This window comes from Halobacillus ihumii, from assembly GCF_902726645.1.
Taxonomy (GTDB): Bacteria; Bacillota; Bacilli; order Bacillales; family Halobacillaceae; genus Halobacillus_A; species Halobacillus_A ihumii.
In genome coordinates this window covers 3,012,300-3,027,731 of sequence record NZ_CACVAO010000001.1, presented here as the reverse complement: position 1 = coordinate 3,027,731, position 15,432 = coordinate 3,012,300, and the positions used below count along the sequence as shown (strand labels likewise).

General features: G+C 40.4%; 17 protein-coding genes. 6 read left to right on the top strand and 11 right to left on the bottom strand.

Features of this window, described 5'->3' with window-relative positions; genetic code table 11:
• The first annotated feature begins 5 nt into the window (after window positions 1-5).
• From G6R08_RS14995 to G6R08_RS14985, 3 genes are all read left to right on the top strand, one after another.
• Complete coding sequence (locus tag G6R08_RS14995; RefSeq protein WP_163528973.1) at window positions 6-1,382, top strand: SLC13 family permease; 1,377 nt, start codon at window positions 6-8, stop codon at window positions 1,380-1,382.
• Between the two features lie 153 nt (window positions 1,383-1,535).
• On the top strand, window positions 1,536-2,327 hold the full coding sequence (locus G6R08_RS14990) for a hypothetical protein (protein WP_163528971.1): 792 nt from the start codon (window positions 1,536-1,538) through the stop codon (window positions 2,325-2,327).
• A gap of 1 nt (window position 2,328) precedes the next feature.
• Window positions 2,329-2,805 (top strand): lipopolysaccharide assembly protein LapA domain-containing protein, encoded by a 477-nt coding sequence (locus G6R08_RS14985; protein ID WP_163528969.1) that lies wholly within the window; start codon window positions 2,329-2,331, stop codon window positions 2,803-2,805.
• A gap of 125 nt (window positions 2,806-2,930) precedes the next feature.
• On the opposite strand, the gene G6R08_RS14980 is transcribed toward G6R08_RS14985, so the two are convergent.
• On the bottom strand, window positions 2,931-4,139 hold the full coding sequence (locus G6R08_RS14980) for a Bcr/CflA family efflux MFS transporter (RefSeq protein ID WP_163528967.1): 1,209 nt from the start codon (window positions 4,137-4,139) through the stop codon (window positions 2,931-2,933).
• A gap of 135 nt (window positions 4,140-4,274) precedes the next feature.
• Window positions 4,275-4,721 (bottom strand): PH domain-containing protein, encoded by a 447-nt coding sequence (locus G6R08_RS14975; protein ID WP_240339737.1) that lies wholly within the window; start codon window positions 4,719-4,721, stop codon window positions 4,275-4,277.
• Window positions 4,722-5,031: 310 nt separating this feature from the next.
• On the opposite strand from G6R08_RS14975, the gene G6R08_RS14970 reads away from it, so the two are divergent.
• Window positions 5,032-5,244, top strand: coding sequence for a hypothetical protein (locus tag G6R08_RS14970; RefSeq protein ID WP_163528965.1), 213 nt, complete (start codon window positions 5,032-5,034; stop codon window positions 5,242-5,244).
• A gap of 29 nt (window positions 5,245-5,273) precedes the next feature.
• Here the strand turns inward: G6R08_RS14970 and G6R08_RS14965 are convergent, their stop codons facing one another.
• Entirely contained in the window at window positions 5,274-5,516 is a 243-nt protein-coding gene (locus tag G6R08_RS14965) for a hypothetical protein (RefSeq protein ID WP_163528963.1), read from the bottom strand.
• A 498-nt stretch (window positions 5,517-6,014) separates the two neighbouring features.
• Entirely contained in the window at window positions 6,015-8,267 is a 2,253-nt protein-coding gene (locus tag G6R08_RS14960) for an MMPL family transporter (protein WP_420810405.1), read from the bottom strand.
• Between the two features lie 164 nt (window positions 8,268-8,431).
• Between G6R08_RS14960 and G6R08_RS14955 the strand changes: the two genes are divergently transcribed.
• Window positions 8,432-9,073, top strand: coding sequence for a TetR/AcrR family transcriptional regulator (locus G6R08_RS14955; protein ID WP_163528961.1), 642 nt, complete (start codon window positions 8,432-8,434; stop codon window positions 9,071-9,073).
• A 409-nt stretch (window positions 9,074-9,482) separates the two neighbouring features.
• On the opposite strand, the gene G6R08_RS14950 is transcribed toward G6R08_RS14955, so the two are convergent.
• The 5 genes from G6R08_RS14950 to G6R08_RS14930 all read right to left on the bottom strand — a co-directional run bounded on the left by G6R08_RS14950 (window position 9,483) and on the right by G6R08_RS14930 (window position 12,870).
• Window positions 9,483-9,878: a GNAT family N-acetyltransferase gene (locus G6R08_RS14950; RefSeq protein ID WP_338035436.1), complete on the bottom strand. Its 396-nt coding sequence runs from the start codon at window positions 9,876-9,878 to the stop codon at window positions 9,483-9,485.
• Window positions 9,879-10,597: 719 nt separating this feature from the next.
• Window positions 10,598-10,819 carry a hypothetical protein gene (locus G6R08_RS14945; RefSeq protein ID WP_163528957.1) on the bottom strand — a complete coding sequence of 74 codons (222 nt, stop codon included), beginning with the start codon at window positions 10,817-10,819 and terminating at the stop codon, window positions 10,598-10,600.
• A gap of 94 nt (window positions 10,820-10,913) precedes the next feature.
• Complete coding sequence (locus G6R08_RS14940) at window positions 10,914-11,489, bottom strand: histidine phosphatase family protein (RefSeq protein WP_163528955.1); 576 nt, start codon at window positions 11,487-11,489, stop codon at window positions 10,914-10,916.
• Window positions 11,490-11,818: 329 nt separating this feature from the next.
• A complete protein-coding gene (locus tag G6R08_RS14935) occupies window positions 11,819-12,223 on the bottom strand; it encodes a DUF4440 domain-containing protein (protein WP_163528953.1) in 405 nt (134 codons plus the stop codon).
• A gap of 101 nt (window positions 12,224-12,324) precedes the next feature.
• Entirely contained in the window at window positions 12,325-12,870 is a 546-nt protein-coding gene (locus G6R08_RS14930; RefSeq protein ID WP_163528952.1) for a GNAT family N-acetyltransferase, read from the bottom strand.
• An 82-nt stretch (window positions 12,871-12,952) separates the two neighbouring features.
• Between G6R08_RS14930 and G6R08_RS14925 the strand changes: the two genes are divergently transcribed.
• The gene (locus G6R08_RS14925; protein WP_163528950.1) at window positions 12,953-13,267 is read left to right on the top strand and encodes a hypothetical protein; all 315 of its coding nucleotides are present in this window, start codon (window positions 12,953-12,955) and stop codon (window positions 13,265-13,267) included.
• Between the two features lie 166 nt (window positions 13,268-13,433).
• Here G6R08_RS14925 and G6R08_RS14920 read toward each other — a convergent pair whose 3' ends face one another.
• On the bottom strand, window positions 13,434-13,880 hold the full coding sequence (locus G6R08_RS14920; RefSeq protein ID WP_240339736.1) for a YkvA family protein: 447 nt from the start codon (window positions 13,878-13,880) through the stop codon (window positions 13,434-13,436).
• A 99-nt stretch (window positions 13,881-13,979) separates the two neighbouring features.
• On the bottom strand, window positions 13,980-15,326 hold the full coding sequence (locus G6R08_RS14915) for a hemolysin family protein (RefSeq protein WP_163528948.1): 1,347 nt from the start codon (window positions 15,324-15,326) through the stop codon (window positions 13,980-13,982).
• Between the last annotated feature and the right edge of the window lie 106 nt (window positions 15,327-15,432).

The following is a 15,432-nucleotide window of genomic DNA, read 5'->3' as shown; positions in this document are numbered from 1 at the left end:
CATATATGCATAAAAAGACATGGTTAATAACGCTTTCTATCTTGTTATACTTACTATTTTTCCTGCCGTTTTTCCACATGGACATCAAACTTCAGGCTGCAGCCGCCCTGGTGATGATTCAAATACTCTGGATCGGCCGGGTGTTTCCATTAGCGTTTAGCTCGCTCTTACTCATTCTGCTGCTTTCATTTCATTTTTTCACGTATTCGGAAACCCTTGCCTACTTTAGTTCGGAGGTCGTATGGCTGCTGTTTTCGACCTTCATTATTTCGCATGCTTTTATCGAAACGGGTCTGGCAAGCCGCATTTCCCTTCAATTGCTGAAAATTTCTCGTGGCTCCGGACGTGCGCTGGTCCTGATCTCCTTTATTCTAATGCTTGTGCTGTCGATCCTAATTCCTTCCAACGTAGGTAAAGCCAATCTTGTCACTTCAGTACTTGATCGCCTGTTAAAAAATTTAAAAGAATTCAGTGAGGTGAAAAATTTAGGGGCAGCTTTATTTATTGGCATCAGCTACTTAGCTGCCATCTCCGGAGCTTTTGTTGCCACAGGTGCAAGCTCTACTATCTACACGTTCGGACTTTTTTCAGACCTTTCCACTGATCTGAATTACATAACATGGATGTTGTATTTTGCTCCACCGATTCTCGTATATGTCGTCTTATTATGGGGGCTGTTTTTATATTACTTTCCACCCGAAAACATTAAGAAGCAACATTTGCTGCAGTTGTTGAACAACCGCTTAGCAGAGTTAGGACGCCTAAGTATGCCTGAGAAAAAGGTTATAGCCATCATGAGTCTGACGCTCGTTTTATGGGCCACACAAAGTTTGCATGGCTTTTCCATCCCTCTAATCGGGTTGCTAGGAGCTGTCTTAACTGTTCTACCCGGTATAGGGGTATGGAAATGGGAGCAAGCCAGAACTTCCGTCAATTGGGATATGATGTTGTTTTTCGCCAGTACCCTGATGGTCTCAGGGATGCTCGTGAAAACCGGGACGATTAAATGGATCGCTGACTTCCTCATTGAGTCCATGGTCACACAATCAGCAATGCTTGTTGTGTTGACTCTCGTTCTATGTACAGCCCTGATTCGGATTATTTTTGTGAACATTCTTGGTTTCCTGACAATCATGATTCCGCTCTCTATTCAAATCGGTGAAAACCTGGCAGGATTCTCACCACTCGTTGTAGCGATGGCTGTGTTCTTAACTGGAATTCCTGGATTTTTCCTAATCACCCAATCACCCGTAAACTTAATCAGCTACTCCTACGGATATTTTACAGATCGGGATTTACTTAAAATCGGCCTGCCTTCTGCCCTAATGTGGCTGATCATCATTGGATGTTCTGTCGTCCTGTTTTGGCACTATTTATTATAAATTACCTTTTAAAAAAAGGCTGACCAGGTTGTTGAGAAAATCTCAACAACCTTTTTCATCCACGCTTTTGGCTCCCCTATTTATAAAAAAGAATAATTAAAAACTAAAAGCGCAAAATAGGGAATAACTGTAAGTGACGAGGGGAAGATTTTTTTGCAAACTTACCAAAACACTAATCGAGCACGACGCTACAAAGCATATGTCAGTGCACTTGGTACCACCCAAATTCATTTGAGAAACCCAATGATCATCGCCTGGTGGTCAGCGGCCTTCCCTGGGTTTGGACACCTACTCTTATCTAAGTACCTTCGCGGTTATGTACTGGTTCTATGGGAGATCATTATAAACATCAATGCCAACGTCAATTTGGCCATGCTTTACTCATTTAACAGGGAATTTGATAAGGCTACAATGATCCTTGAACCAAGATGGATACTGCTTTATATACCTGTCTACATTTACGGCATATGGGACAGCTACAGAACTTCAGTTGATATGAATAAAGTTTATATCTTGGCTGACCGGGAAAACGCCCGTTTTATTAATTTCCAAATTACAGCTTTGGAAATTAACTACCTTGATAAAAGGAAACCATGGATTGCTGTGATGTGGTCGTTTTTTATGCCAGGTGCAGGACAGCTTTATATTCATAGAATCGTGACAGCTTTTTTTCTAATGATCTGGGTCGTGACCATCGTTTATTTATCCCATTTTCTTGAGTCGGTTCATTTTCTTACGCTAGGAAATTTTTATCAAGCAACCGAAGTCCTGAATATGGAATGGCTGCTGTTTATTCCTTCCGTTTATTTCTTTGCCATGTATGATTCCTACGTCAATACTGTTGAAAATAACAAGCTGTTTGATAATGAGCAGAGAAACTTCTTGAAGCAGCGTTATCAAAAACCCAATTTTGACTTACCTTTTAAAAAAGAGACAGGTGATTGAGATGTATCTGATGTCTACCTTTGAACATTCGACATATTTAGAATTAGCAATTTCGGCACTTGAAATGAAAAAGATTCCAAAAGAGAGTATCCTGGCTATTCCTCTGAATAACAGAACAGAAAATAGAAGGCTGCTTGACACAATTCACCATTCAGACGGGATCAGTTTATTTGATCTCGGAGCGGCTCTTGGGACTGGCTTTTCGGTAATTGGAGCTAGTATAGGATTTCGTCTGGATTGGGGACCGATTGTCTGGGGGATCATTGCAGCAATAGTTGGGTTTGTTATAGGAGTTTTAATTAGTTTATGGTTCAACACAAAGAAACGTAAAAAACAACGGAAATTAAGGGGAAAAACGTCTGAGCTCATTCTCATCATTTATTGCGATGAAGAAAAAATTGAAATGGTCGAGGAAATACTATGGGATAACCTTGCTCTTGGTGTAGCCACTTTAGATAATGATTATCAAAGCGTATAACTTGATTTTCAAGGGGAGGAAGAGAGTGAAAACATTTGACCCGCCTCAGTTCTCTTATCACAGTTTTCTGTTAGAAGAACGCTGAGTACACTAAGCAGGATAGATCTCCCCCTCTTTTAATCTCCCTATGCTTCTGCCTGTTGACTCTTTGTTGTCAACGTAAAAAAGGCTACAGAACCTATGGATGCCGTAATAAATAAAGCGGCTCCCATCGGTACAGCTGTCGTTTCATCGATGCCGACAAGTGGAGAAACCATCGACCCAAATAGTAACGGAAGCATCCCTAAAACAGCACTTGCACTTCCTGCCCTATATCCCTGTTTTTCCATGGCAAGTGTGAAGGTACTTGTAAGAATCATTCCCATAGACGTCATGTAAATGAAAATCGGAATCACAAGCATGGCTAACGGTCCTTCAATGATCGTCATAATAAGCAGGAAGAAGGTAGCACTCACAGCTATAATGACAGCTGTCCTTAGCAAACTGCGCTCATGAATGATTCCTCCCATGCGTCCGATGATAAAACTCCCGCTAATGATCGCCAGGCCATTAATACCAAATAGAATACTAAATACTTGGGGCGACACGTCATATATCCCCTGGTAGACAAAAGGCGTTCCTGAAACATAAGCAAAGCTGCCGCCGTGAATAAAGCCAATCGTCAAGGCGTAGCCGATAAACGAACGATCTTTTAGTAAACTGCCAATAGTACGGAAAGAATGACCAATCGAGCTTGGAATTCTCTTCTCAGATGGTAAGGTTTCGGGTAATTTTAAAGCAATGACTGAAACAATGATCAATCCAAGAATGCATAAAAAGTAAAAAATCGTATTCCATGTAGCGAATGGTAAAAGCAAGATGGCTCCACCGGTCATGGGGGCAATCATTGGAGCCGTTGCATTGATCACCATTAACAGTGCAAAGAACTTCGTAAGCTCTCTTCCGCTAAACACATCGCGAACGACAGCACGAGAAAGAACCACCCCTGCTGAAGCCGTGAAGCCCTGCAGGAAGCGGGCTGCCACTAACGTAATAATATTCGGTGCCAACGCACAGAAAAGAGATGCTAACGCAAATAAGAAAATGAAAATCATGAGCGGTTTCCTTCGGCCCTGTGCATCACTTATAGGACCAACGACCAACTGACCGACTGCAAGCCCGATCAAACAGGCAGTTAAACTGAGCTGAACAAGTGAAGCGCTAGCCCCAAAGTCTTCAGCAATCGCCGGGAAGCTTGGTAAATACATATCAATATTAAGGGGACCTAATATCCCAAGCATACCGAGAAGCAAGGCCAACCCTATGCGTTCTTTTCCTGTTGGATTATGCAGCATGAATCCTCAAACACCTTTCCTGGCGATCTGTTTCTAAGATCTATAAATACCTATTTTCATTCGAATTCATTTATTTTAGCAAAGGCGGATATCCAATACAATAGATTAGTCTCATTGACTGCAAATCCGGTTTTATTAATCATAAATATCAGCCTCGGGACAATGCTTCCTGAGCTCAGAAAGAAACCTATGTCTATCTCTCGGAGAAATCTTCACACTCCCGAGGACTCCAGATTTATAATGGACTTCAAGCCCATTACTGGAAGACAATATTCGATACCCTGTGTATATATCTTTCGTAGGGGCTGCTCTGGTAATCTCGCCATAAGGAATTTTGCTAAAGAATGGCCCGCCTTTCACATACAAATAATCATCATGAAATATATATTTTATAGAAAAAGAGACCCATAAAATAAACGCCATGGTAAGAAAAAATAATGATAACCATACTAAGGTAAAAGTAAAGGTATGCGTGGATTCATCGAAGACATATGGAACCAAAAAGATAATTCCAATGATAAGAAGGACTACCGTTGTGATCGCTGCAAACAACGAATCTATTTCAGATCGAAATGTCAACATATCACCTCCCTGATCATTACGTAAGGTTATTGACCTGCGGCTTCGTTGGCTTCTATAGAAACTCAATGAGATGTTAATGTCCTCTCTCTTGTAATGGGTTTATAACAAAATGGAACGGGAATACAGTAAATAGCTTTCATGCTGGCGTTACACTACTGTTGAAATCGCGGTTCTAAAACGGAGGAAAGAGGAGGTCATCAATGTTACCTATGAATACGACAGATTTGAAGAAAGATGGCACATCACGCAAAGACGATACGCCGGGAACATGATGAATGATTGATTAACTTATTAGTAAAAGGTGATAATCTTGAACTTAACACAACAAATGTCACATGCCCTCAAAGACTTCATTAATGTTCATGAGGTAGCAATCACTGAACTGTCACACTTACCTAAAGGTAAAAAGATAGTGGATCCTTATGATGGAGATTATATGATTGTATATTACCATCCTAGTCATCGTAAGCTTGTCTACACATTTAAAGGCATGGAAGATACCTATTTCCTTCTGCATACTTAAACCCTTGAGATTTTTCTTCTTACGAGACTTTACAGCAATGGCTTAAACTTTTCCCGATACTTTTCGCCTTTTTTTATAAAAAAGTTCTGCTCATATGGTTTGATTTTAAAGCGGAAATTTTCACGGGAAAATCCATTGTTTTTTATGAGCTGGATGAATACCTCAGCATCTTCCTTAGTTTCAAAACGTACTTCATTCCTATACTCACCAGAGCTTTGCAGAAAGGTTATTTCTGTTCTTTCATTATACCATGCGATCACTCTGAAACTCATTGTAAGTTCCCTCCCTTATTGGAATCAGAAAAGCTGAGTCATCTCTATAAAATGGAGGATGGAAAAGTCGTTTCAACTGCCTTTCAGTATTTCCTAATCAATATTTACTTTCTCATTTTATCACAAATTATTATAATTAACTACAATTAATGCAGAAAATTCAGAATACTATCGTGTGTGTACGACAACTTTTGACATTTTTAGCTGTTGCAAAATAATAAGTCCGGGACAAAACTAAATAATGCATAAAATAATCCGGACAATTTTATTTGAATTTGTCCGGATTATTTGCATACCAAGAAAGGATTCTACCATCGCTCCGTCAAAATGCTTCGCTTTCCTGTGGGATCTTCGGCTCGCGCTGTTCCCGCAGGAGTCTACACATTTTGACTGCGCTAATTTTCGGCGTTTATACGATTTATTTTTTAATGTTCTTTTTTTGGAATCATTGCTTTACTTATGTCCCAGCCTGTAAGGATTAAGCATTCTGACGTCTTTTTACTCCTTAACTTCTCCCTCTTTTTGAACCAGGTTATCTTTATGATCCTTCAACTTCCACAGTTTACCCGGCCAGAATGAGAACCTTCCTAATACAGCGGTGAGAGAAGGAACCAGTAATGGTCTGACAATAAACGTATCCAGGAGAACGCCAATAGCCGTCACTGTCCCAAATTGAACCAAAACTTGAAGCGGCAGTACAGCAAGCACCGAAAATGTGCCTGCCAAAATGAGTCCTGCTGAACCTATAACGCCGCTCGTCTCACTTACCCCTTCACGTATAGCCCGTTTAAGCGGCATGTGACGGCGTTTTTTCCAAATGCTTGAGACCATAAATATGTTATAGTCTTCGCCCAGGGCCACTAGAAATACGAATGCATAAAGTGGGATTAATCCTGACATCCCATCTGCTCCGTAAACGTAATCGATAATCAGCCATCCTAATCCTAAAGCACCGAGATATGATAACACTACGGTTGCTAGTAAATAGATCATGGCTACAATCGAGCGCAGATAAACGAGCAGCAGCAATGCTATGATGATCAACACAGCCGGGATGATTACGGATTGGTCTCGCTTCGTTATTTGTTTCGTATCATAAAGTCCAGCCGTTTCCCCTCCAATCCACACGTTATTGGCGGCATTCTCTACCCCTGCTTCCTCAAGAGCAGCTGCTACCTCGCTCTTCATATCCGGAATCGCCTCAATAGCTGTTTCCGAGTAGGGATCAGTGGATAAGGTGACTTCGTATTTCAGTAAGGATGAATTCTCCGATCCTTCCACCGGGTCACTAACCGAACCCACAACAGAAAGCGAGCTCAATGTCTCTTTCACATTTGCCCCTTCCCCTTCTGTCTCAACAATCACTTCGGCAGGGGCCACCTCCCCAGGTGAATAATGATCGGCAATGATGGAGAATCCTTCACGTGAAGGCATATCCTCCGGGAAAGAATCCAGCAAGCCATACGTATAATCGATTTTAGGTACAAACAGCGCCAGCCCCCCTAACAAAACCGTACATGAAATGATAATGATCCATGGTTTATCTGTGGCCCAGCGCCCAATTGCCCGGTTAATAGGACCAGTTGATTGAGGGCGGCGCAGGGACTTCCCTTTCTTGCGTTCCCGCTTCTGAATCATTTCTTCCGTACGAGGGATAAACGGTACAAAGGCCACCCTGCCTAAAATAGCTAAAATTGCCGGCAGCAATGTTAAGGCTGCAATACCAATCACCAGGATCGATAAACTAAATGGCACGGCAAAGCGATCATAAGAAGCATAGTAAGCTAACCCTAACGTTAACAGTCCAGTGAGCGTTGTTAAGGCACTGACCATAATCGCGCCTCCTGACCCGCTAACCGCTTTTTGCAAGGCAATATTTTTATCTGCTTCAATACGTAATTCATCACGATAACGGGAGATCAGAAACAAGCAGTAGTCTGTCCCCGCCCCAAATAATAGGACAGTCATAATCGAAATGGCCTGGGAATCTACAACAATCCATCCCTGATCAGCCATAAATCCTAGTAATGGACTGATTAAACCATAAGCTGCCCCTACAGCAACAAGAGGAACCAGTGCAAGGATCGGGGAGCGATATAAAATAATCAACAGCCCTAAAACTAATCCGACAGTGGCAATTAACAGCGTCACATCAGCATTACTAAATAACTCTGTAGCATCAGTCTGAATGCCCACTGGCCCTGTAAAACGTACGTGGAGGCCATCTTCCGAGAGATCCTCTTGAAAAGCCGCCTTCCCGGTTTGATCGATAATTCTCTCTTGTAATTGATCCAGAGCATGCTGTAAGGATTCCGTCGACGCCCCTTTTTCAAAAAAGACCGGAGTTGTCAGCGCTGCCCCGTCTTCAGAACTTGCTCCCATCAGCGCTTGCGGAGGGGCCTTCGCAAACGGCGGGATCAGCTTCTGTTCGCTTACCGGATCGTCTTCCAGACTTGCATATATGTTCTGAATCGTTTCATAATCCTTTTTCTCAAGTCCCCCATCCCGGTGCCAAACGACTAACAGGGGCACACCAGAATCATTAGAAAACTGTTCAGATGAAATACCAGAAGCCACAACCGACATGGCATCATCAGGCAGCAATTGGCTTGAATTGGTTTCTTCCTGATTAACTTGCGGCCAGACAAACGATAAAACAACAACCAGCAGCAGCCAAATCATGATCGTCAGCCAACGAGTTTTCGAACCAGCCACGATTTGACCCCACTGGGTGATAAGTGATTTTTTCAAAAGAATCTTCCTCTCTTTTTACCATATCCAAATGTATTTTTAAATTATATATGTGTACCCTAAATTATATATACTAGACAGTTAATTATCAAAAGTTTGCTAGTTCTTTTCAACGAACCTCGTGTGTTATACTAAACCTGACCTTCCGTATAAGGAGATTAAAGATGGAGAAACAAACGAATCGTTCCCCAGGACGTCCTCCCCACCATAAAGACAAACGGCCAACAAATGAACTCATCCTAAGCAAGGCATCACAGCTTTTCCTCGAGAATAGCTATCAAGATGTATCGATGGATGATGTAGCTAAGGCTTGTGATGTGACGAAAGCATCGGTGTACTATTATTACAAAACCAAATCTGAGCTTTATACAGAGACGATGATTAGGCTGATGCACCGGATTCGAAACCTGACGCTTCAACTCTTGAGTGAAGACAAGCCTTTTCGAACGAGACTGCTGAATGTAGCGGAGGCTTATTTATCTGTGTCGGTTGATTTAGATACAGAGCGTTTTATTCATGGTGCCAAGAACATGCTTTCGAAGGAGCAATTGATATCGATTCAACAAGCAGAAGAAGAGATGTATACGTCGATGGAGGAATCCTTTCGAGAAGCGATCGATCAAGGTCTCATCTCCCCCATCAACCCCACCTTTGCTGTGCACGGATATATTTCTTTGTTAAATACAGGTAATTATAAGAATGCCGATGACCACACGATTTTCTCTTCTGCACGAGAAGCTGCCAGATCAATCGTTGACTTTTTTTGGAAAGGATTAACCAAAGATATACAAGACCAACAAGATTAGGCCAGCTGATATACCAGCTGGCCATTTATGTATAATTCTTTTTGCCTAAAACTACCTGTAAATTCCTTGATAATCATTTTTTCGTGATTAAAAAAATTTTTAGCTTAGAATCGTACTTCAAATTATGTTCAACCAGTCGCCAAATAACATTAAGAAGATTACTAAAGAAGTTAGCAGATAAAGATACCCAAACTTCTCTTTTCTGTCCCTAACATCTTCTATGCCCATCAGCAAATACATCAAAGCCAAAAGAGAAAAGACTAGGTCAGTAGGCAGATCGAAACCACCTCCCAAGATAAGCCATCCTATATATCCAAGTACTACAGTAGAAATTATCAGGTTCACTTTTCTTAGCAACGTCACCATTCTTCTCCTCTCTTTATAGAATAGCCTGCTTTCATAGATAAAATTAAATCCCCCTCACCATTCTCAAGGAGATATACTCCTCATCAGAAGCATTTGAATGAGCTAATTTCTCAGAGTTCTTAGTAAATCCTCTGGCTTCATAGAACGGAATTCCTTTATGGTTTCCCTTTTGTACAGATACCCATTGTTCTTTTGATCCTTTTTCAATTTGCACACTGGTTATGTAATCTAACAGTTGAGTACCTATTCCTTCTCCTCGACGTTTAGGGGCCAGATATAAAACGTATATCTCACTTTCATCACGATCGATCATCCCTCCACCGATAGCGCCCACCACTTCCTCATCCTCAAGCGCCACAATATAACCGTCCCAACCTTCTGCTTCCTCTAATTCACGATCGATACGATCATAGTTGTAGAAAATCTTATTATTTCTCATTATGTTTTCCTTACTTCTAATCCCTTTGTAAGTATCCATACACCCTTCTGAACAAACCCTGGAAATTCCCTCAACATGCTCGGAAGATGCCCTCCTTATGACAACCATACAATTTCCCCTTTTATTTTTTGTAAAAACTATTTAAGCGACCTCGCTAAAACCTACAATAAATTCGCTATAACAATTACTCCTACTCCATAATCCTAGTGAACGTATCTAGTAAGCTATAACACATTTTACTGACTAGGTGGGGGGTTGTCTGAACAACTACCTCTATCTTACATAAGATACCGTGTAAGACCAATTCAGTAGGAAAGGAGATGAAATTACTATGGGATGCTGTGGTAATAATAATGTAGGCGGTGCTTCTAATAGAAGGCACTGTGGTAACAACGTAGCTGGTGCTTCAGATTTTAAAGTTCCAGTAAGATCTTATATTGACGGCGAGGATTTCTGTCGTGCCGTAAACCGATGTCTACGAGACGATATGGTTGGCGGTGCAGAAGATCGTAATCATAGATGTTGTTGTAAACATCATCGACGTCGTGGATGGGATTTTTGGTACTAGATTAAAACTCCTTCCATTAAAAGAGAGAGTCTCCTAGTTTAATAGCAAACAGAAGACTCTACTATTCAGAGACGTGTTTGGATTCTTTAGAATCCAGCGCGTCTCTTTCCATTAAAAGAAGGCCAGAAGGTTTCATTAATTAACCTTTCTTCTAGAAGCCAGGACCGCCGCCAGAATTCCTGTTTGCTTCCGCACTAATTTTTATTCTAGCTTCTGATTGGGCGCGAGATCCTGTTTTCGCATTCCTTAACCTGTCTCCAAAATCATTGCTATACTTAGACCTAGAGCGTGAGGAACGTTTGCGAAACATTCCTACTAAACTTGGAGATGCCAGCAGCACGATAATTCCCAGAATGGTCAATATACCTGACATACATAAATCGCTCCTTTACAAGAAGTATTAGTAACTATACGATTTACACCTTCCATTTGTTTCATATTATACTGTAATCACTGCAAACTGTTGCCTAACAATCTAATTTGCACCACCCAGTCTCTTTAGGAAAGTCATTCCGTGTAAGTTTCTGTCTACTACATAATTGTCTATAAGAAGTAATCGTTCCATCATGTGAAACAATGTATATTCTGTTATACCTCTGCTGTCGGCACCAGTTCAGAAAGACGATGGCCAAGAACCTGAACTCATGATCAGGTAAAGTATTTATTCCCTCTACCCATATCCTATGCGGCACCTGATCATCTATAGTAAAACTAGAAAATTCATTCATTATTTGCTCTTTTGTCAAAATTTTATCGCAAGGTAATGTCTGTGATGCTTGCTTTTGAGGGAACATCCTGGGAGAAACTAATGGACTAACTAACGTTTGACACTTTATCTTCTCACTCCAAATTTCAGCTGTTTGCAAAGCTCTTCTTATAGGACTAATCACAATTATATCTGTATCTGATAAAGGCCATTGGTTTCTTAAAGATTCAGCTTGAATAATTCCATTCTCCGTTAAAGCCGGATCTAAAAGATGCAAGCTTTCAGGTACATTTAAGGTATGTTCCGCTTGACCATGTCTAACAAAAACTAACTCCACCCAGCCTCCCCTCCCTTCTACATATACTCACTGTTTTATAAAAATACGTTTCTTTTACTCTCTAACTATTCTCTTATGATAATAGTATTTCCCGATAACATAACTACAAAATATCCCAATTATAAAAGGGATTACTGAACTACTCGCCTCAAATCCGTTTGAAGTCTCCTTGTAAAAGCGAAACATCAATAATTTGAAATCAAACGTATAGCCAACCACCAAAAGTAAACCGCTTATCATTATGAAAGACAGTAAAAATAGAAACATTGTTTTGACCACTATTTCACCCTCCAACCTTGCTATTCTCCAGGCACTGCATCAATACATATTCAAGATACTGATCCCTTTTCTTCGTACCACCTGAGCATTCTCCACTTTCCATCGGACTCTTTCCGCCATACTTCAAGCGATAAAGCTCGAACCATCTTTTCTTTATATTTATGGGTGATTTCGTAGGAAACAGCGGCCTGGGTATCAGACTGAGGGAGAATCGTTAATCCAGAATAGATAAATCTAATATCTTTTCCTTTATAATGTGCTGCTGCACTTTCATTTCCCTCCTTAATCTGTTCCCAGTTGAATAATTCTACTTGATCCTGATCAGGCATATAAAGATATCCCTGAAATTCCTTAGAATAGTATTCATTCATTTCATCGAATCTGCCTTTTGAAAAATCTTCGTGCAATTCTCGCATTCGATACACTCGAGTCGCTACTTCATTTTCAATACTCATCTTTTACCTCCCCTGTTATTGTGATCGTCTAATTAATCCTTCTATACGCTTATGAAATTAACCTTTAATGTTTCTATAATATGTACATACTCCATTAGACGCTAATGGTTTAACCGCGCCATCAATACTGTATTATAATAATTCCCGTCTGAAAGGAATTTGTCCTTTTTTAAAATACCTTCTACTTCAAAACCGAATTTTTTATAAAGTTCTATAGCTTTAACATTGGTTTCGAGTACAGTCAGGGCTATTTTCTTTATTTCAGTTGAATCTGCCCAACAAACTGATTCCTGCAAAAGATTCTTTCCTATCCCATATCCCCAATATTCTTTTAAGACACAGACTCCAAACTCTACTTTATGAGAAAGTCTTTTCAAGTTGCTTCCTTCACACCTTGAGAAACCTACAATTTTCCCATTAACTTCAGCAACTAAAAACAAGTTATGATTACCATCTGTATCCTCTTTAATAATTTTTCTAAAACTTGAATCATCTATGTAATCTTCGCCCTTCTCTCGATCAAGATTTTCTGTCTCACCGTCTATCTCCACTCTAACTTTGGACAGGGTTTCCGCATCCTCGTCTATGGCCGGTCTAACAATGTAAGATAAATTGCTCTTGTGAAACTCTTTTTCATTAATCTTCATTCTTAATCCCCTCCTTTATGGCTTGTAATGAATTGCTTTAATTTTCCCCTATGAGCTATACTTATATAAAAAGGAGAGTCGCATGAAAATAAATTTATTGCTGTTTATATCCTCTGCAAATGATCCAGACGAACATGCAGCGTTGATTAAAACATTTGAATCTACATTCCGACCTGTCCAAGGGGATATAATAGATGACCCAGGATTTCATCCAGGCTTCCACAATGGATATGAAGTGGTAAAAGTTACAATCAATTATGCTTCTGATGAATGCTGGGTTTCTCTTGCACCCCTGGCGATAGAAAACGAGGAAATTAAGATAGAAACCTATTTAAAAAAGCTTGCAGATAACGGTTGGCATGAAATTACAAAAGAAGAGTTACAAAGCACGAACTAAGCCATATCCGAACAGAAGTCTATATACCATACGAATCAGTCTCTAAGTTCGTTTCTTTTTTCAACACTCATGATTCTTAAGTAAAACTCCATTCCTACAGAAAAGAAGCCTGATTTCCCCTGAATACACAGGGAAATCAGGCTTCTTTTTATTTCGCAGGCAGGAATTAGTCCTCTTGCTGAGGTTTCAGATTAGCGTCTATTTCGTTCTTGCCATCATAATTCACACCAAAAATGCGCTTCATACGTTCATGGGCCTGCTCCTTAATCGAATCCGTAATATGCCCTTTGACTTTGTTCAGAGCATATAGGACAACCATCAAATCGTCGGCGAACCCTAGAACCGGGATAAAGTCAGGCACAATATCAAGCGGAAGAATCAAATATCCTAAGGCACCTGCAATTGTCACCTTCACTGATTTAGGAGTTTCCGGGCTTTTGAACGTATAGAATAACAGCAAGCTGTAATAGGAGATTTTCACTCCCATTTTCTTAGCATACTTAAGCAGTTTGGCTAAGTATTTATTTTCAGAGAAATGCTTTTCTTTCCCTTTAATGGCTTCTGAAGAATCAAAGTTGTCTAATTTCTTATCATAGTCTTTTTCTGTTGACACGTATATCTCCTCCTTGTTCACCCCTAAGTTGTTCTGCTCTCTTCGGGGCTGGTCCAATTATACCTAACCTCATCTTCTGTGGCAAAAACACCAGCAGAATTAACTATTTTCCTGCGAGGGTTGTTCACTTGTTTCCTCCCCCACATCAATCGTTACGATAACTTTTTCGATTCGGTATTCTGTTACTTCGGTCACTTCAAAGAGGATCTGCTTAAATCGAATCACAGGCTTTTCGCCCACAGAAGGTACGTAACCAATTTGATCAATTAGAAAACCATTTAACGTATCAAACTCTTCCTCAGGGAAGTCAATGCTTAGCACATCCTGAAGCTGATACAGCCGAGCAATCCCGGCAACAGAATACTTACCTGGCTCAATCATAGTGATTTCTTCATCATTAATTTCAGGTCCTATATTTTCGCTGAAAATCTCTCCAACGATTTCCTCAATCACATCCTCAATCGTGATCATGCCCTCGGTTCCTCCAAATTCATCAAGAACGATGGCAATATGCATATTGTTCTTTTGCATATCACGAAATACTACATCCACACGCTGGGTTTCCAGCACGTAGTATGGTTTGCGAATCATTTCTTTTACATTAAAACCGTCATTATCCTTACGCTCTACAAATTGAATCAAATCTTTTGTGTGCAGCACACCAATAATATTATCGATTCCCTCTTCATATACAGGGAATCGTGTATACTTTTCTTCATTCACTAACTGCACCGTTTCCTGCAAACTGCTCTCCACATCTAGAACGGACATGTCTGTGCGGTGTGTCATAATATCGGAAACCGATTTATCATTAAATTCAAAGATATTATTGATCATAAATCGTTCAGCTTTTTCAATCGTACCCTTTTCTTCCCCTTCATCGACCATCATTCGAATATCTTCTTCTGTGGCCTCTTGGTTCTCAGCATTTGGATCCACTCCAAATAAACGGACCGTATTATCGGTGGAAAAGGTAAGCAGCTTAACAACTGGTAAACAGATTTTAAATAACCAAGAAAGAGGTGTAACGGCAATGTTCGAGATCAACTCGTACTTTTGCAATGCGAGTTGCTTAGGTACTAGCTCTCCAAACACCAGGGTGAAGTAAGATAACACAATCGTTATCAAGACCACTGAAACCGTTTCAAGCAGAGCCTGAGACAAGGGAACCCCTGCGTTATATAGCGCTTCCGCTAACGGTCCGGCAAAAAAATCAGCGGCGAATGCACTCGCTAGAAACCCAGCCAGTGTAATGCCGATTTGAATGGTTGATAAAAAACGGCTTGGTTCAGATATAAGATTGTACAATTTCTTCGCTTTTTTATCACCACTGTCAGCCATGCGCTTCACTTTCTTGTCATTCAGTGAGATCAAGGCAATTTCAGATGCAGCGAAAAAACCGTTTAAAATAATCAATATAACAAGCGTACCTATGGCAATCGTCAATGAATATAACCCTCCACAAAAATATCAAAATTCTTCCCTTACTAGGATAACTATAAGGAGATATTTCCAGATAAAGTTTACTTATCCACCTTAACTATAATCATAA